The 26,478-nt window shown below is 71.0% G+C and carries 22 protein-coding genes; 7 read left to right on the top strand and 15 right to left on the bottom strand.

What is annotated here, in order from left to right:
* Window positions 1-5: 5 nt before the first annotated feature.
* The 10 genes from proB to HPY32_RS04980 all read right to left on the bottom strand — a co-directional run bounded on the left by proB (window position 6) and on the right by HPY32_RS04980 (window position 13,802).
* The gene (proB, locus tag HPY32_RS05025; protein ID WP_156674682.1) at window positions 6-1,133 is read right to left on the bottom strand and encodes a glutamate 5-kinase; all 1,128 of its coding nucleotides are present in this window, start codon (window positions 1,131-1,133) and stop codon (window positions 6-8) included.
* Window positions 1,134-1,136: 3 nt separating this feature from the next.
* A complete protein-coding gene (obgE, locus tag HPY32_RS05020) occupies window positions 1,137-2,597 on the bottom strand; it encodes a GTPase ObgE (protein WP_067596184.1) in 1,461 nt (486 codons plus the stop codon).
* A gap of 116 nt (window positions 2,598-2,713) precedes the next feature.
* Window positions 2,714-2,980 (bottom strand): 50S ribosomal protein L27, encoded by a 267-nt coding sequence (rpmA, locus tag HPY32_RS05015; RefSeq protein ID WP_067593335.1) that lies wholly within the window; start codon window positions 2,978-2,980, stop codon window positions 2,714-2,716.
* A gap of 60 nt (window positions 2,981-3,040) precedes the next feature.
* Entirely contained in the window at window positions 3,041-3,352 is a 312-nt protein-coding gene (gene rplU, locus HPY32_RS05010) for a 50S ribosomal protein L21 (protein WP_067593338.1), read from the bottom strand.
* 321 nt (window positions 3,353-3,673) lie between these two features.
* Entirely contained in the window at window positions 3,674-7,228 is a 3,555-nt protein-coding gene (locus tag HPY32_RS05005) for a translation initiation factor IF-2 N-terminal domain-containing protein (protein WP_067593341.1), read from the bottom strand.
* Window positions 7,229-7,629: 401 nt separating this feature from the next.
* A complete protein-coding gene (gene ndk, locus HPY32_RS05000) occupies window positions 7,630-8,046 on the bottom strand; it encodes a nucleoside-diphosphate kinase (RefSeq protein ID WP_067596185.1) in 417 nt (138 codons plus the stop codon).
* Window positions 8,047-8,104: 58 nt separating this feature from the next.
* A complete protein-coding gene (locus HPY32_RS04995) occupies window positions 8,105-8,512 on the bottom strand; it encodes a DUF4233 domain-containing protein (RefSeq protein WP_067593344.1) in 408 nt (135 codons plus the stop codon).
* Window positions 8,509-9,960, bottom strand: a complete 1,452-nt coding sequence (gene folC / locus HPY32_RS04990; RefSeq protein WP_067593347.1) for a bifunctional tetrahydrofolate synthase/dihydrofolate synthase — start codon at window positions 9,958-9,960, stop codon at window positions 8,509-8,511. The genes HPY32_RS04995 and folC overlap by 4 nt, the downstream gene beginning before the upstream one ends.
* Window positions 9,957-12,659 carry a valine--tRNA ligase gene (locus tag HPY32_RS04985; protein ID WP_067593350.1) on the bottom strand — a complete coding sequence of 901 codons (2,703 nt, stop codon included), beginning with the start codon at window positions 12,657-12,659 and terminating at the stop codon, window positions 9,957-9,959. Before HPY32_RS04985 ends, folC begins: the two co-directional genes overlap by 4 nt.
* A 213-nt stretch (window positions 12,660-12,872) precedes the next feature.
* Window positions 12,873-13,802 (bottom strand): NAD(P)/FAD-dependent oxidoreductase, encoded by a 930-nt coding sequence (locus HPY32_RS04980; RefSeq protein ID WP_067593353.1) that lies wholly within the window; start codon window positions 13,800-13,802, stop codon window positions 12,873-12,875.
* A 78-nt stretch (window positions 13,803-13,880) separates the two neighbouring features.
* Between HPY32_RS04980 and HPY32_RS04975 the strand changes: the two genes are divergently transcribed.
* Both HPY32_RS04975 and HPY32_RS04970 read left to right on the top strand, forming a co-directional pair.
* Complete coding sequence (locus HPY32_RS04975) at window positions 13,881-14,465, top strand: helix-turn-helix domain-containing protein (RefSeq protein WP_269456525.1); 585 nt, start codon at window positions 13,881-13,883, stop codon at window positions 14,463-14,465.
* 186 nt (window positions 14,466-14,651) lie between these two features.
* On the top strand, window positions 14,652-15,023 hold the full coding sequence (locus HPY32_RS04970; RefSeq protein WP_067593356.1) for a hypothetical protein: 372 nt from the start codon (window positions 14,652-14,654) through the stop codon (window positions 15,021-15,023).
* 137 nt (window positions 15,024-15,160) lie between these two features.
* Here the strand turns inward: HPY32_RS04970 and HPY32_RS44390 are convergent, their stop codons facing one another.
* The gene (locus tag HPY32_RS44390; protein ID WP_309247501.1) at window positions 15,161-16,327 is read right to left on the bottom strand and encodes a diacylglycerol kinase family protein; all 1,167 of its coding nucleotides are present in this window, start codon (window positions 16,325-16,327) and stop codon (window positions 15,161-15,163) included.
* A complete protein-coding gene (locus HPY32_RS04955) occupies window positions 16,324-17,901 on the bottom strand; it encodes an FAD-binding oxidoreductase (RefSeq protein ID WP_171982805.1) in 1,578 nt (525 codons plus the stop codon). The genes HPY32_RS44390 and HPY32_RS04955 overlap by 4 nt, the downstream gene beginning before the upstream one ends.
* 107 nt (window positions 17,902-18,008) lie before the next feature.
* Here HPY32_RS04955 and HPY32_RS04950 point away from each other — a divergent pair, with 107 nt between their 5' ends.
* Window positions 18,009-18,635: a TetR/AcrR family transcriptional regulator gene (locus HPY32_RS04950; protein ID WP_067583913.1), complete on the top strand. Its 627-nt coding sequence runs from the start codon at window positions 18,009-18,011 to the stop codon at window positions 18,633-18,635.
* Between the two features lie 172 nt (window positions 18,636-18,807).
* Window positions 18,808-20,349 (top strand): glycerol-3-phosphate dehydrogenase/oxidase, encoded by a 1,542-nt coding sequence (locus HPY32_RS04945; protein ID WP_067583909.1) that lies wholly within the window; start codon window positions 18,808-18,810, stop codon window positions 20,347-20,349.
* 12 nt (window positions 20,350-20,361) lie between these two features.
* Here the strand turns inward: HPY32_RS04945 and HPY32_RS04940 are convergent, their stop codons facing one another.
* Window positions 20,362-21,156 carry a VOC family protein gene (locus HPY32_RS04940; protein ID WP_067583906.1) on the bottom strand — a complete coding sequence of 265 codons (795 nt, stop codon included), beginning with the start codon at window positions 21,154-21,156 and terminating at the stop codon, window positions 20,362-20,364.
* Window positions 21,157-21,276: 120 nt separating this feature from the next.
* Between HPY32_RS04940 and HPY32_RS04935 the strand changes: the two genes are divergently transcribed.
* Both HPY32_RS04935 and HPY32_RS04930 read left to right on the top strand, forming a co-directional pair.
* The gene (locus HPY32_RS04935) at window positions 21,277-21,966 is read left to right on the top strand and encodes an SDR family NAD(P)-dependent oxidoreductase (protein WP_067583903.1); all 690 of its coding nucleotides are present in this window, start codon (window positions 21,277-21,279) and stop codon (window positions 21,964-21,966) included.
* On the top strand, window positions 21,963-22,988 hold the full coding sequence (locus HPY32_RS04930; RefSeq protein ID WP_067583899.1) for an S-adenosylmethionine:tRNA ribosyltransferase-isomerase: 1,026 nt from the start codon (window positions 21,963-21,965) through the stop codon (window positions 22,986-22,988). The genes HPY32_RS04935 and HPY32_RS04930 overlap by 4 nt, the downstream gene beginning before the upstream one ends.
* Window positions 22,989-23,171: 183 nt before the next feature.
* On the opposite strand, the gene HPY32_RS04925 is transcribed toward HPY32_RS04930, so the two are convergent.
* Window positions 23,172-23,612, bottom strand: a complete 441-nt coding sequence (locus HPY32_RS04925) for a MarR family winged helix-turn-helix transcriptional regulator (protein ID WP_067583895.1) — start codon at window positions 23,610-23,612, stop codon at window positions 23,172-23,174.
* A gap of 102 nt (window positions 23,613-23,714) precedes the next feature.
* Here HPY32_RS04925 and HPY32_RS04920 point away from each other — a divergent pair, with 102 nt between their 5' ends.
* Window positions 23,715-25,154, top strand: a complete 1,440-nt coding sequence (locus tag HPY32_RS04920) for an MFS transporter (RefSeq protein ID WP_067583892.1) — start codon at window positions 23,715-23,717, stop codon at window positions 25,152-25,154.
* Between the two features lie 58 nt (window positions 25,155-25,212).
* Here HPY32_RS04920 and HPY32_RS04915 read toward each other — a convergent pair whose 3' ends face one another.
* Window positions 25,213-26,475, bottom strand: a complete 1,263-nt coding sequence (locus HPY32_RS04915) for an alpha/beta hydrolase (protein ID WP_197696421.1) — start codon at window positions 26,473-26,475, stop codon at window positions 25,213-25,215.
* Window positions 26,476-26,478 lie beyond the last annotated feature (3 nt).

Here is a 26,478-nt window from a genome sequence, read left to right as displayed (position 1 = left end):
GAGGGTTACACCTTGACCAGGTCGTCGGCGTGGACGACGGGCCGGTGCATGCCTTCGGGGAGTTCGGATGTCGAGCGGCCGAGCATGGATTCCAGTTCGGTGCTGTCGTATTCGACGACGCCGCGGGCGACGATGCGGCCGTCGTGGGCGATCAGGTCCACGACGTCGCCGCCGAAGAAGCGGCCGCGCACGCCGGTGATACCGGCCGCCAGCAGGGAGCGGCGGCGGTCCGCGACGGCCTGCACCGCGCCGTCGTCGAGCAAAACCGCGCCGCGACTGTCGGCGGCGTGGCGGACCCAGAACCTGCGGGCGGACAGGCGAACCGGGCGGGCGGCGAAGGCGGTACCGACGGCGGCGCCCGACAGCGCGGCGGCGGCATCGGAGGCGGCGGCCAGCAGGACGGGCACACCCGCGTCGGCGGCCAGCCGCGCGGCCGACAGCTTCGACGCCATCCCGCCGGTGCCGAGCGCGCCGCCGCTGCCGGCGATCACGCCGTCCAGGTCGGCGCTGCCGCGCACCTCGGGAATGAACGTCGCCGACCCCTTGCGCGGATCGCCGTCGTAGAGCCCGTCCACATCCGACAGCAGCACCAGCGCGTCCGCGCCGACCAGATGCGCCACCAGCGCGGCGAGCCGGTCGTTGTCGCCGAAGCGGATCTCCTCGGTGGCGATGGTGTCGTTCTCGTTGACCACGGCCACCGCGTGCAGTGCCCGCAGCCGGTCCAGGGTGCGCTGCGCATTGCGATGCTGTTCGCGCCGGGAGAAGTCACCGGCGCTGAGCAGCACCTGGCCGACCACGCGGTCGTAGCGGGCGAACGAGGTGCCCCAGGCGTGCGCGAGCGCCAGCTGCCCGACGCTCGCCGCCGCCTGCTTGGTCGCCAGATCCCTGGGGCGGGAAGACAATCGGAGCGGAGCGATCCCGGCCGCGATGGCGCCCGAGGACACCACCACCACATCCGAACCGGCCCGCATCCGCGCCTCCACGGCGTCGGCGAGCCGGTCCAGCCGCCCGGTGTCGAGCCCGCCCTCGAGGCTGGTCAGCGCCGAGGAGCCGATCTTCACCACGACGCTGCGCGCCGAGGCGATCGCCGCCCGCGCCTCGCTCAGCTGCCGCCCCGCATCAACCCGCGTCATACCTCACTCCTGGTCTTCGTCCTCCGTGACCAGACCACGCCGCACGCGGGAGGCATGCTTGCGCTCGGCAGCGGAGATGCGCTCGCTCTGATCGATCCGCGGATCGGTACCGCGACCCGTCATCACCATATCGATTCCGGCGGAAACCTGTGGCTCCCAGTCGAAGCAGACGTCGCCGATGGTCACCGACGCGCCGGGCTCGGCGCCCAGGCGCACCAGCTCGTCCTCGACGCCGAGGCGGGCCAGGCGGTCGGCCAGGTAGCCCACGGCCTCGTCGTTGTCGAACTGGGTCTGGCGCACCCACCGCTCGGGCCGCTCGCCGCGGACGATGAAACCGCCCTCGACCTCGGGATCGCGCACCACGCTGAAGCCGCTCTCGCCCGCCACGACCGGCCGGATCACCGGCCGCTTGGGCGCCGCCTTCGGATGCGCCTCGCGGTACCGGCGCACCTGGTCGGCGAGCGCGAAGGTCAACGGCCGCAAGCCTTCCCGCGATACCGCCGAGATCTTGAAGACCGGCCAGCCGCGAGCGGTGAACTCGGCGGTCACCATCTCGGCGAGTTCCTCGGCGTCGGGGATGTCGACCTTGTTGAGGATCACCACGCGCGGACGGTCGGCCAGATCGCCGAGCCCGGCATCGGCCTTCAGCGCGGGCCGGTAGGCGGCCAGTTCGGCCTCGAGCGCGTCGACATCGGACACCGGGTCGCGCCCGGGTTCCAGGGTGGCGCAGTCGACCACGTGCGCGAGCACCGCGCAGCGCTCCAGGTGCCGCAGGAAGTCCAGGCCCAGGCCGCGGCCCTCGCTGGCGCCGGGAATCAGGCCGGGCACGTCGGCGATGGTGAAGGTGGTGTCGCCGCTGGACACCACGCCCAGATTCGGCACCAGGGTGGTGAACGGGTAGTCGGCGATCTTCGGCTTGGCGGCCGACAGCACCGACACCAGCGACGACTTCCCGGCCGACGGGAAGCCGACCAGGCCCACATCGGCGACGGACTTCAGTTCCAGGACGAGATCGCGCTCCTCGCCCTCCTCGCCGAGCAGCGCGAAGCCGGGCGCCTTGCGCGCCCGCGAGACCAGCGCCGCATTGCCCAGGCCGCCGCGGCCGCCGCGCGCGGCGATGTAGCGGGTGCCGACGCCGACCATGTCGGCCAGGACCTCGCCGTCGGCGTTCATGACCACGGTGCCGTCGGGCACCTTCAGCAGCAGCTCGGTGCCCTGCTTGCCGTCGCGGTTGCCGCCCTCGCCGGGCTTGCCGTTGCCGCCCTTGGCGTGCGGGTGGAAGTGGAAGTCCAGCAGGGTGTGCACGTTCGGGTCGACCTCGAGGATCACATCCCCGCCGTTGCCGCCGTTGCCGCCGTCGGGGCCGCCCAGCGGCTTGAACTTCTCCCGATGCACCGAGGCACACCCGTGACCGCCCTTACCGGCGCGGACGTGCAGCACGACGCGATCGATGAACTTGGACATGCTCTTGATCATCCTCCTTCTCGACGATCGGCCTGCTGCCGAAGACAGGAAAACGGGCCAGGGTGTCTGTCACCCTGACCCGCTTCGAAGTGTTGTGGAAGAGGCTCCGGTGCGGCTCAGGCCTGCACCGGCTCCGGAACCACGATGTTGACGGTCTTGCGGCCACGCTTGGTGCCGAACTCGACCGCGCCCGCCGCCAGGGCGAACAGCGTGTCGTCGCCACCGCGGCCGACGTTCACGCCGGGGTGGAAGTGAGTGCCACGCTGGCGGACCAGGATCTCGCCGGCCTTGACGACCTGACCGCCGAAGCGCTTCACGCCGAGCCGCTGGGCATTCGAGTCGCGACCGTTGCGCGAGCTGGATGCACCCTTCTTATGTGCCATAGCTGGATACTCCTCGTGCTGGGGGCTGTGCTGCCCTAGGGGCGGGAGCCCCCTAGCCGCTTACTTGATGCCGGTGACCTTCAGGACCGTCAGCTTCTGACGGTGGCCCTGACGCTTGTGGTAGCCGGTCTTGTTCTTGAACTTGTGGATGCGGATCTTCGGGCCCTTGGTCTGATCGACCACCTCGGCGGACACCGAAACCTTCGCCAGCGCGTCCTTATCGGTGGTCAGCGTGGCGCCGTCGACGACCAGCACCGGCTCCAGCGACACCGCGGTGCCCGGCTCACCCTCGAGCTTCTCGACCTTCACCAGGTCACCGACCGCGACCTTGTACTGCTTTCCGCCGGTCTTGACGATCGCGTACGTTGCCATCGGTCGGCTACCCTACTTTCTTCTACTAGTGCATCGGCACTGTGTTCACACGGCCTGCCTGCCGGTTGCGCACCGGAGACCGCCGCCCATTGGTCTGGTAATCACCGCCGCCTCGGCGCCTGGTGGCTCTCGTTCGAACCGGGCCACGGGTCCCACAGCGCATTGCTGTCACCGGGCAGCGACCGTCCAAGAGTACAGGACGCCCACGGTCGCAACAAAACCGGGGTGAACCCGTCGGTCGCCCCGGGCCCGGCGCGGCACCCCGAGCGGCGAAGTGCGCCGCCAGCTGGGCCGACGGCGCACTTCGCTGTGAGGAAGAACTCAGTCGTTCTGCTCGGGGGCGCCCGCGGCGCGGCCCGCGGCCCGGCGGCGCTGCCGGGTGCGGGGGACGGCGACCGGGGCGGCGTCGGCGGTGAAGTCGACGGCCGGGGTCCGGTCACGGTCCGAGCTGGACAGGACGAACACCGCGCCCTTGCTGTCCGCGGCGGGAGCGGCGGCGGTACGGGCCACCCGACGACGCGTCCGCGGCGCGGCCTCCGCCGCCTCGTCTCCCTGGGGAGCCGGGGCCGCGGCCTTCGCCGGGGTCTCGGTGCGCTCGGCCGCCTCGGAGGTCGAATCCGTCACAGCCCCAGCGGTATCGGACGGAGCACCGGTCGTCCCAGCCCCGGCAGCACGGGAGCTCGCCGACGTCACAGCCGTATCCGACACGGCAGCAGTGGAATCCGCCGATGCACCGGAACCCGCCGACGCGGCAGGCGTATCCGCCGACGGGCCAGCCGTATCCGTCAACGCGGCAGCCGTATCTGTCGACGCCACAGCCGAACCCGTCGACGCGGCAGCCGTATCCGCCGACGCCACAGCCGAACCCGTCGACGCGGCAGCCGTATCCGCCGATGCCGCAGCCTTACCCGTCGACGCGGCGGCCGTATCGGTCGACGCCGCGGCCGTATCCGGCACGGCGGCACCGGAACTCGCCGAGACCTCGGCCGTGGCGTTCGCGGCCTCGGGCTTGGAGGTGGGGGCGGCGGTCTCGGATCCGGCGGCGCGGACGGCACGGCGGGATCCCCGCTCCCGGCGGCGCGACGGGCGCTCCTCGCGGGTCGGGGGCACGGGTGCGGATTCGGACTCGAGTTCGTCGGCGACCTGGGCCTCGACCGCGTCGGCGACCGCCTCGACCACGTCGATGTCCTCGTCGGTGTGGTGGGCGGCCATGGCCAGCGCCACCGGGTGCGCCCGCTTGACGGCCGCATCCTCCTCGTGCGATTCGACCGGCGCGGCGCCGTTGGCGGCGACGGGCTCGGCGGGCGAGGCCGTCTTGTCCTTGCGGCGACGCCGACCCTCGCGGCGGCCCACGCCCTCCTCGGCCGGGGCCGTCTCCACCGGGTAGTTGTGCACGAGGATGCCGCGGCCGTGGCAGTGCTCGCAGGTGGTGGAGAACGCCTCGACCAGGCCGGTGCCCAGCTTCTTCCGGGTCATCTGCACCAGGCCCAGCGAGGTCACCTCCGACACCTGGTGCCGGGTGCGGTCGCGGCCCAGCGATTCGGTGAGCCGACGCAGCACCAGGTCGCGGTTGGACTCGAGCACCATGTCGATGAAGTCGACGACGATCATGCCGCCGATGTCGCGCAGCCGCATCTGGCGCACGATCTCCTCGGCCGCCTCCAGGTTGTTGCGGGTGACCGTCTCCTCGAGGTTGCTGCCGCCGGCGCCGGTGAACTTGCCGGTGTTGACGTCGATCACGGTCATGGCCTCGGTGCGGTCGATGACCAGGGTGCCGCCCGAGGGCAACCACACCTTGCGATCCAGCGCCTTGGCCAACTGCTCGTCGATGCGGTAGCTGCCGAAGACGTCGACACCGGTACCGCTGTCGTACCGCTCGACGCGGGCCAGCAGGTCCGGGGCGACGGTGCGGATGTAGTTCTCGACCGTGGTCCAGGCCCGGTCGCCCTCGATGACCAGCTTGGAGAAGTCCTCGTTGAACAGGTCGCGGATGACCTTGACCAGCAGGTCCGGCTCCTCGTAGAGGGTCTTGGGCGCGCTGGAACCGTTGCGGGACTGCCCCTCGATGGTCTTCCAGGTGGACTGCAACCGCTCCACGTCGCGGGCCAGCTCGGTCTCGCTGACGCCCTCGGATGCGGTGCGGATGATGACGCCCGCGTCCTGCGGCACGATGTCGCGCAGGATCTCCTTCAGGCGCTTGCGCTCGGTGTCGGGCAGCTTGCGGCTGATGCCGGTGGAGCTGCCGCCCGGCACGTACACCAGGAAGCGACCGGCGAGGCTGATCTGGGTGGTGAGCCGGGCGCCCTTGTGCCCGACCGGATCCTTGCTGACCTGGACCAGCACGGTGTCTCCGGGCCGGAGCGCCTGCTCGATCTTGCGCTCCCGGCCGCCGAGTCCGGCGGCCTCCCAATTCACCTCGCCCGCGTACAGCACGCCGTTGCGGCCGCGGCCGATGTCGACGAAGGCCGCCTCCATGCTGGGCAGCACGTTCTGCACCTTGCCGAGATACACGTTGCCGACCATGGACGCCTGGCCGGTGCTGGTCACGAAGTGCTCGACCAGGATGTTGTCCTCGAGCACCGCGACCTGGGTGGTGGCGCTCGGGTGGTCGGGGAACGCCTTCTCGCGCACGACCATCACCCGGTCCACCGACTCGCGGCGGGCCAGGAACTCCGACTCGGTCAGGATCGGCGGGCGGCGGCGACCGGCCTCGCGGCCGTCGCGGCGGCGCTGGCGCTTGGCCTCGAGTCGCGTCGAGCCGCTGATGCCCTGGACCTCGTCGACGGCGGCGCGGCGCTTGCTGCGCGGCTCGCGCTCGTGCACGACGGTGTTCGGCGGGTCGTCGTCCGACGGCTCGGACTCGGGTTCGTCACCGCCCTTGCGGCGGCGACGGCGGCGACGGCGACGGCTGGAGCCCTCCGGCACCGCGGCGGACTCGTCGGTCGATTCGTCGGTGGTCTCGGCGTCGGCGTCCTCGTCGGTGTCCTCCGCGTCGTCGGCGTCGGTCGCCTCGTCGCCGTCCTGGTGCTGCTCGCCGCGGCCCCGGCCGCGGCCGCGACGGCCCCGGCGGCGGCGACGCGACCGGCCGCCGTCCTCGCCGTCGTCGTGGGACTGCTCGTCGTCCCATTCGGCGGAGTCGTCGGTGGTGTCCTCGTCCTCGGCGCGCTCGTCCTTGGCTCGATCGGACTTGGCGCGCTCGTCCTTCGAGCGGTCGTCCTTGCCGCGCTCGGTTTTGGCCCGGTCGGCGTCGGCGGGCTCGGCGGGCTTGTCCTCGGTCCGGTCCTGGGTTCTGGCCTCGGCCTTGGCCTGCCGTTCGGCGCGACGCTTGCGCCGCATCTCCTCGGCGGCGGCGGCATCCGGCGGCAGGAACAGCGGCGCGGCCACCGTGGCGGCCGCCTCGAACGCCACCGGCTCGTCGACCTGCGCCTGCTGCGGCTGAAACGGGCTGGTGAACAACGACTGTCGCTGCGGTTCGGGTTCGGTCGGCGCCGGGACCTCGGCGGGCGCCACGGTCTCGGCGGGCGCCGGTTCCTCGGCGGCGGGCTCGGGACTCTGCGCGCTCGGCTCCGGGCCCGCTGCCTCGGCGGCGGGTTCCGGCGGCGCCGGATCGGTGGGTTGTTCCGGCTCGGCGGGGACGAAGGCGTCCCGTACCGACTCCGCCACCGTGCGGTCCAGGCTGGACTGCGGGCTGCGGGCCTCGGCGCCCAGTTCGGTCAGGTGGGCCAGAATACGTTTGCTGGTGGTTCCCAGCAGCTTCGCCAGCGCGTGGACCCGGATACGTTCCGGCAACTGCGCCGCCTCCCCTGCCCCTACCGCCTCGTGTGAAGCGCGTTCACCATTATTTTTCGACGTTTCCAGCGGCTCTTGATCGGCCACGAAATCTCCTCGGGCCCCCGGGCGCGTCCCACTCGTACCGAGAGTGACGCGGCCGACGCGGGGGCACTGTCCGTTCGCCTCACGTCCTGGGACGCAAGGTCATATGGTCTCGCCCCGCGTGCCCGGTTATCACCTTGTCGTTCGTCGAGCGGGCTAACTGGTCACGCGGCGCCTGGCTGTTGGCTTCAACACCTGATTCGAGCACTCATCCAGCGTGCCGCCGGACAGCCGAGTCTTGGTAACCGTCCGGGGCAGCGATGAGCGGCGTCGAACCGCGGTGTCATTCGGGTGCGCGCGACACCTTCCGCAAACGGTGAGCGTCGATCACATCCACTGCCAGTATCCCACACCGTGCGCCGGGTATTCGCCATCGGCGCACGGAGGTGCTGGACCGAGCGGAACTACTGCGCGAAAGCGGGGAACCAGAGCGCGATCTCGCGCTTGGCGGATTCGGGGGAGTCGGAGCCGTGGACCAGGTTGTACTGGGTCTCGAGGGCGAAGTCGCCGCGGATGCTGCCCGGGACGGCCTTCTCGACCGGGTCGGTGCCGCCGGCGATCTGGCGGAAGGCGGCGATGGCGCGCGGACCCTCGAGCACGGCCGCGACGACCGGGCCGGAGGTGATGAAGTCGATGAGCGAGCCGTAGAACGGCTTCTCGGCATGCTCGGCGTAGTGGGCGCCGGCCAGTTCCGGCGACACCTGCTTCAGCTCCAGCGCGGCGATCTTGAGGCCCTTGCGCTCGATGCGGGTGATCACCTCACCAACCAGGCCGCGGGCCACGCCGTCCGGCTTGATGAGTACCAACGTCTGCTCAGTCACGCGCACAGAGTAACCGGCGGTGGCGCGGGAATCCGAACCGAAGCGGGCCGCGGGCCGCTCAGGAGGGCCGCGACGTGCGCTGGCTGGGCAGCAATCCGTGCTCCATCCGCCGCTTCACGTCGGAGCGCAGCACCAGGATGAACGCCCACACCGCGGCGAACACCACCCCGATGACGCCGATCGAGACGTGCACGAACACCCCGAGCAGCACCAGCACCTGCAGCGCCAGATTGAACGGCAGCGCCCACGACCGCCGCTGCAACCCCGCCCCGAGGATCATCAGCACCGCCAGACCGACCAGGTAGGCGACCGACCACCAGCTCAGCCCCCCGCCCACCGCGCCGACCACCGGCAGCGCCAGCAGCACGGTGATGGCCTCCAGCACCAGCGCGCCTGCCATCACGCCGCGCAAGCCCTTCCAGGGGTCGGTGGCGGGCGGCGGGACCGGCCCCGACTGCTCACTCATGCGGGTTCCTTTCCGAACAGCGAACGGGCCGCGCCTGCGGTGACCACCGACCCGGTCACGACGATCCCGGCGCCCGAGACGGGCTCGCCCGCGTCCCCGGCCTCCTCCGCGATCGCGATGGCCGTCTCCACGGCATCGGTCATGGTGGTGGCGGTGACGACGCGCTCGTCGCCGAAGCGCTGCACGGCGAGGTCGGCGAGTTCCTCGGCGGGCAGGGCGCGCGGCGAGCCATTGCTCGTCACCACGATCTCGTCGAAGACCGGTTCCAGCGCCTCCAGGATGCCCGCCGCGTCCTTGTCGGCGAGCACCGCGACCACGCCGACCAACCGGCGGAAGTCGAACTCGTCGGTGAGCGTGGCCGCCAGCGCCTTCGCGCCGTCCGGATTGTGGGCCGCGTCGATGAAGATGGTCGGCGCGCTGCGCATGCGCTCCATCCGGCCGGGGCTGACGGCGGCGGCGAATCCCGCTCGGACGGCGTCGATATCGAGCTGCTTGTGGGCGCCCGCGCCGAAGAACGCCTCGACCGCGGCCAGCGCCAGCGTCGCGTTGCGGGCCTGGTGCTCGCCGTGCAGCGGCAGGAAGATCTCGTCGTACACCCCGCCCAGGCCCTGGATCTCGAGCACCTGGCCGCCGACGGCGATCCGCCGCGACAGCAGCCGGAACTCCGAGCCCTCGCGGGCCACGGCGGCGTCCACCTCGACGGCCCGGCGCAGCAGCACCTCCATCGCCTCGGGCTGCTGCTCGGCGATGATGGCGACGGTGTCGCGCGGGACCAGCGGATCCTCGGGGGCACGCTTGATGATCCCGGCCTTCTCCCCCGCGATGGAGCCGAGGTCGGGGCCGAGGTAGTCGGTGTGGTCCAGGCCGATCGGCGTGATCACCGCGACCTGGCCGTCGATGACGTTGGTGGCGTCCCAGGTGCCGCCCATGCCGGTCTCCACGACCGCGACGTCCACCGGGGCCTCCGCGAACGCCGCGTACGCCATGGCGGTGAGCACCTCGAACTTGCTCAGCCGCTGCCCGCCCGCGGCCTGCGAGCGCTCATCGATCATCTCGATGTAGGGCTGTAGCTCGCGGAAGATCTCGACGTAGCGGGCCGGGGTGACGGGCGTGTTGTCGATCGCGATGCGCTCGGTGGCCAGTTGCAGGTGCGGGCTGGTGATGCGGCCGGTGCGCCGGTGCAGGGCGCTCAGCAGCGCGTCGATCATGCGGGAGACCGAGGTCTTGCCGTTGGTACCGGCGACGTGGATGGCCGGGTAGTTCCGCTGCGGCGAGCCGAGCACGTCCATCAGGGTCGCGATGCGGGTCAGCGTCGGCTCGGCCGTGCGCTCGGGCCGGCGCTGGTCGAGTTCGGCCTCGACCAGCGCCATTTCGGCGAGCTCCACCGGCGACGGGCCGTGCTGCAGGCGCTCGGACCCGCCGTGGGCGAATTCGTGTTCCTCGGTCATCGGGCCGCCGCCAGACGCGCGATCTCCTCGAGCCGGGCGCCGATGCGGGCGACCTCGGATTCGGCGACCTCCCGGCGGCCGCGGATCTTGGCCACCACCTCGTCGGGCGCCTTGGCCAGGAACGCCTCGTTGCCGAGTTTGGCGGTGGTGCCGGACAGTTCCTTCTGCGCGGCCGCGAGATCCTTCTCCAGGCGGCGGCGCTCGGCGTCGAGGTCGACGGTGCCGGAGGTGTCGAGTTCGACGGTGACCGTGGCGTCGGACAGCCGCACCTCGACCGAGGCGGTGGCCGCGAAGCCGTCGCCGGGCTCGGTGAGCCGCGCCAGGGTGGTGATCTCGGCGAGCTGGCCGGTCAGGTCGGCGGCGTCGATGCCGACGAGGCGGGCGCTCACCTTCTGCTTGTCGGTCAGGCCCTGGTCGCTGCGGAACCGGCGAATCTCGGTAACCAGCCGCTGGAGGTCCGAAATACGCTGGGCCGCACGCGGATCGGCGGCGACACCGGACGGCCGCGGCCAGTCGGCGACGACGAGGGACTCGCCCGCCGCGCCCTCGGTGAGGGCCTGCCACAGCGTCTCGGTGACGAACGGGATGACCGGATGCAGCAGGCGCAGCACGGAATCCAGCACGGTGCCGAGCACGACGCGGGTGCTCGCGGCCCGCTGCTCGGACTCGGCGAACTGCACCTTGGCCAGTTCCAGGTACCAGTCACACAGTTCGTCCCACGCGAAGTGGTACAGCGCCTCGCACGCCTTACCGAACTCGTACCGGTCGAACGCCGAATCCACTTCGGCGCGAACCTCTTCCAGCCGATCGAGAATCCAGCGGTCGGCATCGGTGAGGGTATCGCGGGCCCGTAGCTCGCCCGGCACGGCCCCGTTCATCAACGCGAACTTGCTGGCGTTGAACAGTTTCGTGACGAAGCTGCGCGAGGCCGTCACGTGCGGGGTGCCCACCGACAGATCACTGCCGGGCTGCGCGCCGCGCGCGAGGGTGAATCGTGTTGCGTCCGCGCCGTATTCGTCGATCCACAGCAGCGGGTCGACGCCGATGCCCTTGGACTTGGAGTACTTGCGGCCGAATTCGTCGCGGATGAGGCCGTGCAGGAACACGTCGTCGAACGGCACCTGCGTGCGGCTCGGATCCTTACCCGCCCCGATGGCCGGATCCTCCGACACGAACATGCCGAACATCATCATGCGGGCCACCCAGAAGAACAGGATGTCGTAGCCCGTCACGAGAACGCTTGTGGGATAGAACTTCTCGAGCTCCGCGGTGGCGTCGGGCCAGCCCATGGTGGAGAACGGCCACAGCCCGGAGGAGAACCAGGTGTCGAGCACGTCCGGGTCCTGCACCCACCCCTCGGGGGCCCGCTCGTCCGGGCCGACACACACGATCTCGCCCTCGGGGCCGTACCAGATCGGGATGCGGTGACCCCACCACAGCTGGCGCGAGATGCACCAGTCGTGCATGTTGTCGACCCAGTCGAACCAGCGCGGCTCCTGGGATGCGGGGTAGATCTTCACGTCCCCGTTGCGCACGGCGTCACCGGCGGCGCGGGCCAGCGAGTCCACCTTCACCCACCACTGCATGGACAGGCGGGGTTCGATGGGCTCGCCGGAGCGCTCGGAGTGGCCGACACTGTGGACGTACGGGCGCTTCTCGGCGACGATGCGGCCCTCCGCGGCGAGGCGTTCGCGGATCTTGACGCGCGCCTCGAACCGGTCCATGCCGTCGAATTCGGTTCCGGTGTCGGCGATCTTGCCGGTCTTGTCCATGATCGTCGGCATGGGCAGGTTGTGCCGCACGCCGATCTCGAAGTCGTTCGGATCGTGCGCGGGGGTGATCTTCACTGCGCCGGAACCGAATTCGGGATCGACGTAGTCGTCGGCGACGATCGGGAGCTGCCGACCGGTGATGGGGTGGTACACGGTGGTGCCGATGAGGTCGCGGTACCGCTCGTCGTCCGGATGCACCGCGACCGCGGTGTCGCCGAGCATGGTCTCCACCCGGGTGGTGGCGACGATCACGTGCGGCTCATCATTGTTCAGCGACCCGTAGCGCAACGAGACGAGCTCGCCCTCCACGTCCTCGTACTTCACCTCGACGTCGGAGATGGCGGTCTCGAGCGACGGCGACCAGTTCACCAGGCGCTCGGCGCGATAGATCAGGCCCGCGTCGTAGAGGCGCTTGAAGATGGTCTGCACGGCGCGAGACAGGCCCTCGTCCATGGTGAATCGGTCGCGGCTCCAGTCGACGCCGTCGCCGAGGCGGCGCATCTGGCCCTGAATAGCGCCACCGGACTCGCGCTTCCAGTCCCAGACCTTCTCCACGAACAGCTCGCGGCCGAAGTCCTCCTTGGTCTTGCCGTCGACGGCCAGTTGCTTCTCGACGATGCTCTGGGTGGCGATGCCCGCGTGGTCCATGCCGGGCAGCCACAGCACCTCGTAGCCCTGCATGCGCTTGCGGCGGGTGAGCAGGTCCATGAGGGTGTGGTCGAAGGCGTGACCCATGTGCAGGTTGCCGGTGACGTTCGGCGGCGGGAGCACGATGGAGTAGGGCGGCTTGTCGCTGCTCGCATCGGCGGTGAAGTAACCAGCGGCTACCCAGCGTTCGTACAGGTCGGCCTCTACCTCGCCGGGGTTCCAGCTTTTGGGGAGGGCATCGGCACGATTACGCGAGTTCTCTGAGGCTGTGCTGGTCACCGTGCGATTCTAAGGACTGGGGGTCGACACCCGAAGAGCGGGGCTTTCGGCGGATGAGGGACACCGAAAACCCCGCTCTCGCCATTCAGATTACCGCCGATCCGGGCGGTGTCGACGAATCCATATGCAATTCTCAGGTTTCGCCCGAATCCCTTGTCTTGGTGCACGTTTCCCCTCAGCCGGGGCTCAGGATTCCGGTCCGGCGGGCCGGGTTCAGGCGAGCTCCGCGTCCTGTTCTACCAGATCGGTATTGACCGCGATGGCCGTCGCCGAGCCCGCCCCGGCCGCGGTGATGACCTGCATGCGCGCGTCCGCGACGTTGCCGGTGGCCCACACGCCGGGCACGGAGGTGCGCCCGGCCGGATCGGTGACGACCCAGCCGTCCGCACCGATCTCGCAGCCGAGGGCGCGTAGCACGGTGTTGTCGGGGACGAAGGTCGGCGCGACGAACAGCGTCGAGCACGGCACCGCGCGCCCGTCGGCCAGTTCCACCCCGCGCAGCCGGTCCTCGGTCGAGACCACCCTGGTCACCTTGCCGTCCATGATGTGCACCCCGCGGGCGTCGAGGCGGCGGCGCTGCGCGTCGGTCAGTTCCATGCCGTGGGTGAAGAAGGTGACATCGTCGGACCACAGCGGCAGCAGCAGGGCCAGGTGTTCGGCGCGGGCGAGCGCGCCGGGCTCGGTGCCGCCGAGCAGGCCGAGGCGCTGGTCGGAGACCTCGTACCCGTGGCAGTAGGGGCAGTGCAGCACGTCGCGGCCCCAGCGTTCGCGCAGTCCCGGGAGTTCGGGCAGCCGGTCGTGCAGGCCGGTGGCGACCACGATCCGGCGCGCCCGCAGCAGGCCGCCGGAGGCCAGCCGGAGCGTGAAATCCAGTCCGCAACCGGCATATTCGGCCGATTCCACCCGATCGTCGATCAGTTCCACGCCGTATCCGGCGACCTCGCGGCGGCCGGTCGCGAGCAGATCCGCCGGGGGCATTCCGTCCCGGCTCAGGAAGCCGTGCATGTGCGCGGCCGGCGCGTTGCGCGGTTCGCCCGCGTCGACGACCGCCACCCAGCGCCGGGAGCGTCCGAGCACCAGCGCCGCCGACAGCCCGGCCGCGCCGCCGCCCACGATCACCACGTCATAGGTTGTTTCCGTCATGACGGCGACAGTGCCGCAGCCGTGGCGAAAGCGGCAACGATGTTTGCCGATTCCGGGAATTGCGGGAGTATCGGTGCCGTGACCAGCGATCCGACCCTCACCACCGCCCTGGCCGATGTGGGACCGCGGCTGCGGCAGCTGCGAACCCGGCGGGGCATGACGCTGACCGCGCTCGCGGCGACGACCGGCATCTCCAAGAGCACGCTGTCGCGGCTGGAGTCGGGGCAGCGCCGGCCCAGCCTGGAGTTGCTGATGCCGATCGCGCACGCGCACGGGGTGACGCTGGACGAACTGGTGGCCATGCCCCGCACCGCGGACCCGCGGGTGCAGGCGCCCGCGCGGCGGGTGGGCGGGCGGACGGTGCTGCCGCTGACCCGGCGACCGAGTCCGCTGCACGCGTACAAGATGGTCATCCCGGCGGACCAGTCCTGGCCGGAGGTGCGGGTGCACGACGGGCACGAGTGGCTGTACGTGCTGTCGGGGCGGTTGCGGCTGGTGCTCGGTGAGCACGATCTAGAGCTCGGGCCGGGCGAGGCGGCGGAATTCGATACCCGGCAACCGCATTGGTTCGGGAGCACGGGGAGCGGGCCGGTGGAGATCCTCAGTATCTTCGGCGGGCAGGGCGAGCGTATTCATCTGCGGGCGCGGCCGTCCGGGCACTGAAATGGATTGCGAGACAGGCCAATTCGCTCCTGATACGCAAAGCCTCTGCCCGGCAGGGGATTACACGCTCCATGACCTGCGTCACCGGATTGATCGAATGTGATACGGGTCACTTTACCTTGCCGTGCCGAATGACTGTCCGGCCTACTAGCTATCACACAGCAAATCGGCCGAAAGTGAGTTCTCATGCGTGCACGAACCCTCGTCTTCGCCACCGCTGTCACCGGTGCGGCCGCCGCGACCCTCGCGCTGGGCGCGGGCAGCGCCGGTGCGGTCACCCCCGTCACCTTCCCGCAGGCCGGAGCCGCCGGGCTCGAACTCGACCACGGCGAGACCCAGGCCTTCGCCAACAGCCCGGCCCCGGCCCTGATCGACCGCTACCTGCCCGGCGACAACGTCACCGTGAGCATCCGACCCGACTCCCAGCTCCCCAAGACCGGCGACCGGGTCTACGCCTCCCTGCGCGACATCGTCGCCGAGGCAGGCACCCGCCCGGGCGGCAAGGTCGACCTGGTCCTGGCTCCGGGACCGGAACTGGTGGTCGTCCAGAACTGGTGATCCCGGCGCAACTCCCACCTCTGATCCCGGCGCAACTCCTTCCCCTGATCCCGGCGCAACTCCTCTCCCCCTGATCCCGGCGTGCTTTTGGCCGGGATCTCGCGGGATTCCGGCCAAAAACACGCCGGAATCACTGGTCAGGGCACGAAGACCGGCAGGGCCCCGGGAAGGGCGCGGAAGGTCGCGGGCAATACCCCCGCGGGCTCACCGTCGGCGGTGGCGGGTGCGCCCGGGGCGGTCGCGACGATGGTGGACGCGCGATATTGGGACAGGGCGGGATGGTCGACGCGTTTGCCCGCGGCGAGCGCCGGGAGCAGGCGAATCATCTCCACCCGCGACATCGCCCCGACGACGGTCACATCGAGCAGCCCGTCGTCGAGCACCGCGTCCGGGCAGATCAACATGCCGCCGCCATAGCTGCGGGTATTGCCGACCGCGACCATCACCGCCTCGATCTCGACCACCGCACCGTCCGATTGCCCCGGCACACCGGACAATTCGATCCGATACGGCACGGCCAGCCCGCTCGCCATCTCGGCCAGCGCGGCGAGGGTGTAGCGCATCGGGCCCCGGGGATAGCGCATCCGATTGGCGCGCAGGGTAACCCGCGCATCGAACCCGGTCCCGACGACCGTCGCGAACCGAATCGGTTGCACCGGTGCAGATCCACCGAACCCGGCCGCCCCCGCCTCCCCTCTGCTCCCGGCGTCCTCCCCTATAATCCCGGCGTCCTCCCCTATGCTCCTGGCGTCCTCCCCCCTGACCCCGGCGTCCTCCCCTCTGACCCCGGCACCCTCCCCCCTGACCCCGGCGTCCTCCCCCCTGACCCCGGCGTCCTCCCCCCTGACCCCGGCGTCCTCCCCCCTGATCCCGGCGTGCTTTTGGCCGGGATCCACGGTGCCGAGGTCGACCCGTCGTACTCTGCCGTCCAATACGACGTCGGCCGCGGCGATCGGATCGTGTTCGGGCACACCGAGTTCGCGGGCCAGATCGTTGCCGGTGCCGCCCGGGACCAGACCGAGCGGCACCGCGCTCCCGGCGAGCGCGCCCAGCGTGATGCAGACCAGGCCGTCCCCGCCCGCGCATACCACCGCGTCGGGGGCGTCGGCCGCGGCCAGCGCCTCCCGCACCCGGCGCACCGATTCCTCGGCGGTGCCGCCGCGCACCTCGGTCACCCGCACGCCACGATCGGCGAAGCGGGCGGCGGCCGCAGCCGCGGCGGTCAGGCCCCGGCCGTGCCCGGACAGCGGATTGGTCACCAGCAGAACCGACCGAATCGGTTGCGGCGCGGTCGAATCGGTCACGGAATCAGCTTTCCGGGATTGAGAATGCCGACGGGGTCGACGGCCTGCTTCACCGCGCGCAGCACCCGCACGCCCAGATCGCCGATCTCGTCGGTCATCCAGGCGCGGTGATCGGCCCCGACGGCGTGGTGGTGGGTGATGGTGCCACCGGCCGCGACGATCGCGTCCCCGGCGGCCCGTTTCGCGCGCTGCCACTGGGTGATCGGATCGTCGAGCTGCTTGGCGACGACGGTGAAGTACAGCGAGGCGCCGGTGGGATAGGTGTGCGAGATATGGCCCATCACCAGCGCCGGTGTGCCCTGGGCGGTCAGCGAATCCGTCAGGGCCGCAGTCACCTTCGCCTTCAGGTTCGCCAGATTGGCCCACGTGGTGGCGGTTTCCAATGTCTCGCAGAGGATTCCGACGTCGAGCAGGGCGTCGCGCAGGTACGGGGCGGCGAACCGGCCGTGCTCCCACTCCCGTGCCGGTTTCTCGCCCAGCGCCGTTCCGCCCGCCGCCGCCAGCAGCGCGGCGGCCTCGGCGCCGCGGGCCGCGACGTGCGCGGCGGCGCCCTCGACGGTGGTGACGGCCAGGCAGCCGGACACCGCGGCGCCGCCGATATCGCCGGAGCGGGCCAGGTTCAGGCCGGTCTCGGCCTCGTCGGACAGCCGCAGCACGGTGGGGGCGGCCCCGGCCTGCACCACGGTGCGCAGGGCGGCGGCGCCGGTGGCGAAGTCCGGGAACGACCAGGCTTGGTAGGCAACGGTTTCCGGGATCGGGTGCACGCGCAGCGTCACCTCGGTGATGACGCCCAGGGTGCCCTCCGATCCGGCGAACAGCTCGCGCAGGTCGGGTCCGGCGGCCGAGGCGGGGGCGCGGCCGAGGTCGAGAGTGCCGCCGGGAGTGGCGATCCGGAGCCGCTGGATCATATCGTCGAAGCGGCCGTACCCGGCCGACGCCTGGCCCGACGAGCGGGTCGCGGCAAAGCCGCCGATGCTGGCGAACTCGAAGCTCTGCGGAAAGTGCCCGAGCGAAAGTCCGTGCGCGGCAAGCAGTTTCTCGGCCTGCGGACCGGTGAGTCCCGCGCCCAGGGTGGCGGTGCCGCTCACCGCATCGATGTCGGCGACGGTGTCCAGGCGACGCAGGTCCAGCGCGACGACGGCGTCGAAGCGGCCGCGGGCCGGATCGAGACCGCCGACCACGCTGGTGCCGCCGCCGAACGGGACCACCGCGATGCCGTGGTCGGCGCACGCGGCCAGCACCGCCCGCACCTGTTCGTGATCGGCGGGAAGGACGACGGCATCGGGCGCGTCCTGCGGGCCCTCGGCGCGGCGGCGCAGCAGATCCGGGGTGCTCTTGCCGCCCGCGTGCAGCAGGCGGTCGCGATGCTCGGTCGAGACGTGCTCAGCGCCGACCACCGCGGTGAGCGCCGCGAGGTGTGCGGGCGACAGCGCCGAGGGGCGCAGCGGCACGGCGTTCTCGGCGCGCCGGACCACCGGCTCGCCGGATACGCCGAACACCTGCACCAGCAGCGTGCGGATCCGCTCCGGGAGCGGCGCGTGTCCGGACGGAACACCCCAGGCATCCCACACCATGCTCGGGTGCTGTCTCGTGTCGACCATGCGTTACAGTCTGACATATAATGTCAAGCAGTAACGATGAGGCGGGCGCATTCGCGCCCAGAATCCGGTGGTGACCCGCGATGCACACGATCGACGCTCCCGGTGCCGACGAGGCCGCTAGCGAGCCGTCGGCGACGGACGTGGCAATCCTGGACGCCGCGCGCGCCTGCGTGGAGGAGTTCGGCGTGCGCCGCACGACGCTCACCGAGGTGGCGCGCCGCGCCGGGGTGAGCCGCCCCACCGTGTACCGGCGCTGGGCCGATACCGGCTCGCTACTGGCCGACCTGCTGGTGCGCGAGCTGCGCGACATCGTGCGCCGGACCGTTCCCACCAGCGGCAGCGCCCGCGCCCGGCTGGTGCACGGCATCGTGGACGGGGCGGCCACGGTCCGCGCGAATCCGTTGTTCGCCAAGATCTTCCGCACCGACACCGACCTCATGCTCACCTACGTGTTCGGACGCCTGGGCCGCAATCAGCGCGAACTCGTCGCGCTGTTCACCACCCTCATCCGGGAGGGCCAGCGCGACGGCTCCATCCGCCCCGGCACCCCCGAACAACTGGCCACCATGCTGCTGCTCATCGCCCAATCCGCGGTCCAGTCCGCCACCACCGTCGCCCACCTCCTCGACGCACCCCACCTCGACGCCGAGCTCACACGCGCGATCGACGGGTACCTGCTCCCCGACGGCGCGGAGCGGTTGGCATGAGTATCTGCGGCGCTGGGAGGTCCGCCGGGGCAAATCGAGTCGGCATCGCAGGGAACTCGCGACAGCACCGCACAGACGCACCGACGCGAAAAACCCGCTCGGCGGGCGGATTCCGGCACGCAGGCAGGAGCCGAACGGATGCGGAGCAGTCGCGCGAGACAGGAGTTGTGTAATGCGTAGCGCGGGAGACGGATTCGGTGATTCGGCGCTGAATGCGGCGCGGCGGGAACGGGAATTGCGAGCCCTGGGGGACGAGGGCGTCGTCGATGTGCTCGTCGTCGGGGGTGGGGTGACCGGGGTCGGGGTCGCGTTGGACGCGGCGGCGCGGGGGCTGCGGACGGTGCTGGTGGAGCGGCATGATCTGGCGTTCGGGACCAGCCGGTGGAGTTCGAAACTCGTGCACGGGGGGCTGCGGTATCTGGCGAGTGGTGGGGTCGGGATCGCGCACGAGAGCGCGGTGGAGCGGCATGTGCTGCTGACCCGGACCGCACCGCATCTGACGCGGCCCATCCCGCAGGTGGTGCCGCTGCTGCCGGGCGTGGGGCGGGCGCAGCGGGCGCTGGTGCGGGCGGGCTTCGCGGCCGGGGATGTGTTGCGCCGCAGCGCGGGAACCCCGGCATCGGTGCTGCCCCGGTCACGCCGGATCGCCGCCGCGGAGGCGCTACGGTTGGCGCCGACCGTGCGCCGCAACGGTTTACGCGGCGGCCTGCTCGCCTGGGACGGGCAGCTGGTGGACGACGCGCGCCTGGTGGTGACGATCGCCCGCACCGCCGCGTCCTACGGCGCGAGCATCCTCACCCGGGTCGAGGCGCGACAGGTCACCGGCGAGTCGGCGGTCCTGCGCGACACCCTGACCGGTGAAACCCTCACGGTGCGAGCGCGTTCGGCGATCAATGCCGCCGGGGTCTGGGCCGACGAGGTGGATCCGAGCATCGAGCTGCGCCCCAGCCGCGGCACCCACCTGGTGTTCGACGCGGCGGCGTTCGGCGGCCTCGACGCCTCGCTGACCGTCCCGATTCCGGGCAGCACCAGCCGCTTCGTCTTCGCCTTCCCGGCCGCGCACGGCCGCGTCTATCTGGGCCTGACCGACGAGGACGCGCCGGGCCCGGTCCCCGACGAACCGCGGCCGACGGACTCCGAGATCGACTTCCTGCTCGACACGGCGAACACGGTGCTGCGGGAACCATTGCACCGCAGCGATATCCGCGGCAGCTTCGCCGGGCTGCGCCCGCTGCTGCGCACCGCCCAGGACAGCACCGCCGACATCTCCCGCGAGCACGCGGTGCTGCACTCCCCCGGCGGCCCGATCACCATCGTCGGCGGGAAGCTCACCACCTACCGCACGATGGCCGAGGACGCGGTCGACGCCGCCGTCGCGCACGCCCGCCTCGCCGCCGCACCGTGCCGCACCACGCGAATCCCGCTGGTGGGCGCGGTCTTCGGCGCGGCACGCGATCGCATCGCGGCGCCCCCGTCGCTCATCGAGCGGTACGGCAGCGAGGCCACCGATGTCCTGGACGTGGCCCGCCGCGATCCGGCCCTCGCCGAACCGGTCGCCCCCGGGCTGGATGTCCTGCGCGCCGAATTCGCCTATGCCACAACGCACGAGGGCGCCCTCGACACGGCCGACCTCCTGGACCGGCGCACCCGTCTCGGACTGGTCCCCGCCGACCGCGCGGCCGCCCTGCCCGCCGCCGAAGCGGCGTTGACCTGAGTCCGGCTCGGCTCAGGAGTTGTTGCCGCCCAGCCTGAATCGGACGCCGCCGGGATCGGTCACCGCGGCGAGGCGGCCGTAAGGGGTGTTCTCCGGCTCCTGTTCGACCGAACCGCCCAGCGCCACCACGGTTTTCACGGCGGCGTCGACGTCCTCCACGCCGAAGTACGGGAACCAGCCTCCCGGGCTGCCCGCGGGGAGGAACGCGGAGCCGTCGATGACGCCGCCGAGCATCGGGGTGGTGGCATGGATGGTGGTGTAACGGAATTCGGGGGTGTCGGCGACGGTGAACGGATCCCAGTCGAACACCTCGCGGTAGAACCGGAGCGCGTCCTGGTAGGCGGGAGTGTGCAGTTCGAACCAGGACGGGTAGCCGACGTGGTCGCTCCAGGCGCCGTCGCTGACGGTGCCGAACGCACCCAGCCCGCTGTGCACGCCCGCCTGCCACACCCCGATGCCCGCCCCGCTGGGGTCGGCCAGGATGGCCATGTGGCCCATCTCGCCGACCTGCATCGCGGGCACGACCACCCGGCCGCCGACGGCGGTGGCCTTGGCGGCGGTGGCCTCGGCGGCGTCGCTGGCCAGGTAGATCGTCCACTGATCGGGCCCGCCACTAGTGCCGTCGTTGTGCATGCCGCCCGCGACGGCATTGCCGTCCTTGCGGAAGGTGATGTACCCGCCGTACTCCGGGCCGCCGCGCTCGGCGGTCCAGCCCAGCAGCTCGCCGTAGAAGGCGATGGCGCGGTCGGGGTCGGAGGTGAACAGCTCGACCCAGCACGGGTCGCCGGGCTTGAAGGTGTAGGTCATGACGGCTCCTGGAGTAGGTGGGGATGCTTTCACCGATACGACGGCACCCGAGCCGCGAACTCATCGGCCCGGGCGAATTTTCCTTGACCTGAACATCTCTTCAGGTTCGACGATGGTGTCATGGAACCATCTCCAACCGCTCTCATTACCGGAGCATCGGCCGGATTCGGCCGCGCGGTGGCCCTGGCGCTGGCCGCGCGCGGCTGGGACCTGATCCTCACCGCCCGCACGCTGGAGCCGCTGGCGCGGGTGCGGGAGGCGACGGGCGCGATGGCGATCGCCGGTGACGTGGCCGATCCCGCCCATCGCGCCCGGCTCGCGACCGTGCTCGACGAATTCGACCGGCTCGATCTGGTGGTGAACAACGCCAGCGCGCTCGGCCCGAGCCCGATGCCCCGGCTCGCCGACTATCCGCTCGACGAATTCGCCACTGTGCTGCACACCAATGTCGTAGCGCCCCTGGGCGTTCTGCAACTGGCTCGTCCGAAACTTCAGGCGGCCAAGGGCATTGCCGTCTCCGTCAGCTCCGACGCCGCAACCACCCCCTACGAGGGGTGGGGTGGTTACGGCTCGTCGAAATCCGCACTGGACCAGCTGACCGCGATCTTCGCCGCCGAGAATCCCCAGCTGCGCGTCTATTCCTTCGATCCCGGCGATATGCGCACCGCCATGCATCAGGCCGCCTTCCCCGGCGAGGACATCTCCGACCGCTCCGAGCCGGGGACGGTGGTGCCCGCGCTGCTGCACCTGATCGACAATCGCCCGCCGAGCGGCCGCTACATCGCCGCGGAAATCCTGATCCCGCAATGACTGTCATCCTGGAGAACTTCGCGCTGCCCGCCGATCGCGCGGCCACCGAGCCGCCGGAGGCGCGCGGCCTGGCCCGCGACGACGTGCGAATGCTGGTGTCGGACAACGGCGTCCACACCCACGCCCGCTTCCGCGAGCTGCCGCGCTTCCTGCGGCCCGGCGACCTGGTCGTGGTGAACAATTCGGCGACGCTGAATGCCGCGGTCGACGCGCACTACCTCGGCCGCCCGGCGGTGCTGCACTTCGCCGCCCGGCTCGACGACGGCGGCTGGGTGGTGGAGCTGCGCGACCCCGCGGGTGTCCCGTTCACCGCCGCCGAGCCGAAACCCGGTAGGCGCGTGCTGCTTGCGGGCACGGCGGTCACGCTGCGCAGGCCCTGGCTGCCGCCCGCCCGCCGCCTGTGGATCGCCGATCCCGACGGCGACGTGCCCGCGCTGCTGGCCCGCCACGGCCGTCCGATCACGTATTCCTATGTGGCCCAGCGCTGGTCACCGGAGTACTACCGCACCGTGTTCGGGCGCGAGCCGGGCAGCGCCGAAATGCCCAGCGCCGGGCGGCCGTTCACCGACAACCTGGTGACCGATCTGGTGGCCGCGGGCGTCACCCTGGCCCCGATCACCCTGCACACCGGCGTCTCCTCCCCGGAAACCGGCGAACCGCCGAGCCCCGAGCGCTACACGGTCCCCGAGGTCACCGCCCGCCTGGCGAACGCCACCCACGCCACCGGCGGCCGCGTAATCGCCGTGGGCACCACGGTCACCCGCGCCCTGGAATCGGCCACCGTCGGCGCCGAAGTCCGCCCCGCCTCCGGCTGGACCGACCTGATCCTCGACGCCGACCACCCAACCCGATCCGTCGACGCCCTCATCACCGGCTGGCACGAACCGGGGGCCTCCCACCTCCACCTCCTGGAAGCCGTCGCGGGAACCGACACCGTGCGTGACGCCTACGAGGCCGCCTTGGACACCGGCTATCTGTGGCACGAATTCGGCGATACCGCACTGCTTTTCCGACCGCGGTGAGGTCCCGGCCAAAAGCACGCCGGGACCATGGGAGACGGCAGCCGGGGTCGTAAGAGGTGGCAGCCGGGGCCATAGGAGTGGCAGCCGGGACCATAAGACGTGGCAGCCGGAACCATCAGAGGTGGGAGGCCGTGATCCCGGCGTGCTTTTGGCCGGGATCTACCGCCGGGCACGTCGCGGAACTCAGTCCTCGGCCGCCTCGAGCTTGGGTACCAGGCGCTCCAGCATGCCCTCCAGCAGTTTCTCCTCGTGCGGGGTGAGTTCGGCCAGGGCCTTGTAGGCGCGGACCTGGGAGTTGCGGATCAGGGCGGCGAGTTCGCGGCCCTCGTCGGTGGGGGCGAGGTATTTGACGCGGCGGTCGGAGGGGTTCACGGTGCGGCGCACCAGGCCGCGGGACTCCATGCGGTCGGCCACACCGGTGAGGTTCGATGGGTCACAGGCGAGGCGGCCCGCCAGGACTCGCATCGGGAGCTCGGCCGGAGGCTCGTTCAGGGCCAGGAGCAGCTTCGCCTGGGTCAGCGTCAGGCCGTGTCCCTCGGCCGCGGTGAGGAAGTCGTGCAGGTACGCGGACACGAATCGCGCGATCAGCAATGCCAGCGGGCTCTGCGTTGTGGCCGGACTCATAGCGGCGATCCTACCTCCACGATTGACAACCGAGATCTTTGAAACCTTAAATGCTTGAATACTTCAAACTTATCCCCATTCAAGCATCTGGAGGTGTCCGTGATGGAGCGAAAGGGCTCGCTGCTGACCGGCGTCCTGGCGTTCGCGGCCATGATCGTGACCGTGATGCAGACCCAGGCCGTGCCGATCCTGGGTCTCATCGCCACCAAGCTGCACGTCTCCACGGCGTCGGTGAGCTGGGTGACCACCGCGACATTGCTGGCGGCGGCGGTGTGCACCCCGCTGCTGGGCCGCATCGGCGACCTGTACGGAAAGAAGCCGACGCTGCTCGGCGTGCTGGTGGTGGCCGTGATCGGCTCGGTGGTCTCGGCCCTGGCGAATTCGCTGGGCGTGCTGCTGGTCGGCCGGGCCCTGCAGGGCGTCGCGACCGCGATCTTCCCGCTGGCGCTGGCGGTGCTGCGCGAGGAGATTCCGGCCGCGCGGCTGCACCACGCCATGGCGATCGTCAGCGGCACGCTGGGCTTCGGCGGCGGTATCGGCCTGGTGACCACCGGCCTGCTGACCAAGGGCAGCGATCCGAACTACCACACGGTGTTCTGGTTCACCGCGGGACTGTCCGTGCTGGCGCTGGTCGCGGCGGCGGTCGCGGTGCCGGCCACCGGCAAGCGGCATCCGGGCAGCATGGATCTGCCGGGCGCGGTGACGCTGGGCGGGTTCCTGGTGCTGCTGCTCCTGCCGATCTCGCAGGGCCACGAGTGGGGCTGGACCTCGGGTAAGACGCTGGGCTGCTTCGTGGGCGCGATCGTGTTCGTGGTGCTGTGGGTGATCGTCGAGCGCCGGGTGCCCGCGCCGCTGGTGGACCTGAAGATGTTCACCTACCGGCCGGTGCTGTTCACCAACCTGGCCGGCATGTTCATCGGTTTCGCGATGTTCCTGCTGTTCATGGGTGTGTCGTACCTGGCCCAGATGCCTTCGCGCCTCACCGGTTACGGCTTCAGCGCCTCGATCCTGCGGGCGTCGGTGGAATACCTGCTGCCCGCGACGATCTCGTCGATGGTGGCCGCCCCGATCGGCGGCATCCTGGTGGGCCGCCTGGGCGGACGCTGGGTGCTGGCGCTGGCCGGTGCGGTCGGCACGGTCGGATTCGGTTGGCTGGCACTGGAACACGATGCGACCGGGGCCGTCATCGCCTCCGGTGCGGTGGTCGGTGTGGCGATCAGCCTCGCCTACGCCGCCATGCCGGCGCTGATCGCGGCGTCGGTTCCGCATCACCAGAGCGGCATCGCCAACGGCATCAACTCGATCTCCCGCACGGTGGGCAGCTCGCTCGGCAGCGCGATCATCACGACGCTGCTGACCGCCAAGGTGATTCCGCGCCTGCCGGTCTCGCTGCCGGAGGAAGGCCAGTTCGCGGTGGCGTTCTGGGTCGGCGCGGCCGCCTGCGCCGCAACGATTCTCGCGGCGCTGGTCGGCCTGCCCAAGCTCACGAAGGCCGACAGCGTGGAGGCCGAGGAGAAGGAAGCCGTCCCCGCGGCGGTCTGATCGACCGGCACGACTGCTCGAAACGGGCTCGGACACTACGTGTTCGGGCCCGTTTTCGCTATCGCGGAGGGCGGATTCCGCTCCCCGGAGTGTGCTGGATCCGTACCTCCGGGTAGGGCCGGGATTCCCCGGTGAGCAGCGGTTGCGGTGTCCCGCGGGTGATCTGGTCGAGGAAGGCGTCGAGGTAGGCGCTGACGACGGTGAGTGTCACCCCGCGCCCGTTCGTGCCGAGCGCCAGCAGCTTTCGCAGCGGCGCGGCCAGGTAGTAGGCGTCGTAGTCGCTGAAGTCGATGTGTCGCGCGCCGCCGATCTGGTAGCACCACACCGGGCCGGTGCTGGCGGCCACGAGCCCGCGAGCGGCCGCGCGGCTGGACGCGTCCGCGGTTCCGGTGCAATCGCCGGTGACACAGGAGTTCTCGCTCGCCACGAGCAGCATCGGTTTCGTCAGCCCGGCGCGCACGACCTCGCCGTACTGGGTGCCGTCCAGGTCGGCCGCCCCGACGCAGGCCGCCTCGGCCCGGCACGCCGCCAGGGCTGCCGCGCCGCCGAACGAATGGCCCAGAAAGGCGATGGCGGAGGCGTTCACGTGCCCGGCGAAGCGGCCGGAGGCGTCCAGTGCGGCGAGCCGGGCGGCGGCGAAACGCGCGTCGGCGACCCAGACGCTCAGCAGCCGGGCGGCGGCCTGTTCGGCGGCGGGGCCGTGCAGGTCGGCATTGTCGAGGGCGGACGGGAGCCCGGCCTTCGACGCCGTGACGGTCCGGCCGTGCAGAACCGTGCGATTCGCGCTGTAGGTCGGGGTGACGCCCGCGACCAGATAGCCGTGGCTGGCCAGATCCTCGGCCAGCGCGGTGTATTGGGGTGCGGCGAAACCCAATCCGGGCTCGAGCACCACGATCGGAAAGCGGCCGTCGGCCACCGGGGCGTCGGGCACGGCGTGCGGGTGCACGACGCCGAAGCCGCTCTCCCCCAACCCCGCCGGGCCGCCGATGTGCAATCCCGACCACGCGCCGGGCAGATACGGCGCGGTCGTCTCGCCCGGTTCCGGAGCACCGGGATACCACAGCCACACCGACAGGCCGCGCGGCGTATCGGGCTGGGGTGCAAGGGGATCCGCGCGGGCGGTATCGGCCCACTCGAAGATGGTGCGGCCCACCTGGTACGGGCCGGTCGGCGTCGGCAGGGTCACCGGCTGCGACCGGCGCGCCGCGACATAGCCGAGGTATCCGGCCGTCGCGAGCACCACGACGGCGAGGAGGGCGCCGAGGATCCTGCTCGCGCGCCGTATCCGGCCGCGTCGAGAAGGTCCGGAATCGTTCTGCACCCC

The organism is Nocardia terpenica (genome assembly GCF_013186535.1).
GTDB lineage: Bacteria > Actinomycetota > Actinomycetes > Mycobacteriales > Mycobacteriaceae > Nocardia > Nocardia terpenica.
This window is presented reverse-complemented; position numbering and strand designations above follow the sequence as displayed.

Excerpts from the sequence above, each read along its gene's own strand:
- proB (WP_156674682.1), bottom strand. The coding sequence starts at position 1,133 with ATGACGCGGGTTGATGCGGGGCGGCAGCTGAGCGAGGCGCGGGCGGCG.
- obgE (WP_067596184.1), bottom strand. The coding sequence starts at position 2,597 with ATGTCCAAGTTCATCGATCGCGTCGTGCTGCACGTCCGCGCCGGTAAG.
- rpmA (WP_067593335.1), bottom strand. The coding sequence starts at position 2,980 with ATGGCACATAAGAAGGGTGCATCCAGCTCGCGCAACGGTCGCGACTCG.
- rplU (WP_067593338.1), bottom strand. The coding sequence starts at position 3,352 with ATGGCAACGTACGCGATCGTCAAGACCGGCGGAAAGCAGTACAAGGTC.
- HPY32_RS04995 (WP_067593344.1), bottom strand. The coding sequence starts at position 8,512 with ATGAGTGAGCAGTCGGGGCCGGTCCCGCCGCCCGCCACCGACCCCTGG.
- folC (WP_067593347.1), bottom strand. The coding sequence starts at position 9,960 with ATGACCGAGGAACACGAATTCGCCCACGGCGGGTCCGAGCGCCTGCAG.
- HPY32_RS04980 (WP_067593353.1), bottom strand. The coding sequence starts at position 13,802 with ATGACGGAAACAACCTATGACGTGGTGATCGTGGGCGGCGGCGCGGCC.
- HPY32_RS04970 (WP_067593356.1), top strand. The coding sequence starts at position 14,652 with ATGCGTGCACGAACCCTCGTCTTCGCCACCGCTGTCACCGGTGCGGCC.
- HPY32_RS04955 (WP_171982805.1), bottom strand. The coding sequence starts at position 17,901 with ATGGTGTGGGATGCCTGGGGTGTTCCGTCCGGACACGCGCCGCTCCCG.
- HPY32_RS04950 (WP_067583913.1), top strand. The coding sequence starts at position 18,009 with ATGCACACGATCGACGCTCCCGGTGCCGACGAGGCCGCTAGCGAGCCG.
- HPY32_RS04945 (WP_067583909.1), top strand. The coding sequence starts at position 18,808 with ATGCGTAGCGCGGGAGACGGATTCGGTGATTCGGCGCTGAATGCGGCG.
- HPY32_RS04940 (WP_067583906.1), bottom strand. The coding sequence starts at position 21,156 with ATGACCTACACCTTCAAGCCCGGCGACCCGTGCTGGGTCGAGCTGTTC.
- HPY32_RS04935 (WP_067583903.1), top strand. The coding sequence starts at position 21,277 with ATGGAACCATCTCCAACCGCTCTCATTACCGGAGCATCGGCCGGATTC.
- HPY32_RS04930 (WP_067583899.1), top strand. The coding sequence starts at position 21,963 with ATGACTGTCATCCTGGAGAACTTCGCGCTGCCCGCCGATCGCGCGGCC.
- HPY32_RS04925 (WP_067583895.1), bottom strand. The coding sequence starts at position 23,612 with ATGAGTCCGGCCACAACGCAGAGCCCGCTGGCATTGCTGATCGCGCGA.
- HPY32_RS04920 (WP_067583892.1), top strand. The coding sequence starts at position 23,715 with ATGGAGCGAAAGGGCTCGCTGCTGACCGGCGTCCTGGCGTTCGCGGCC.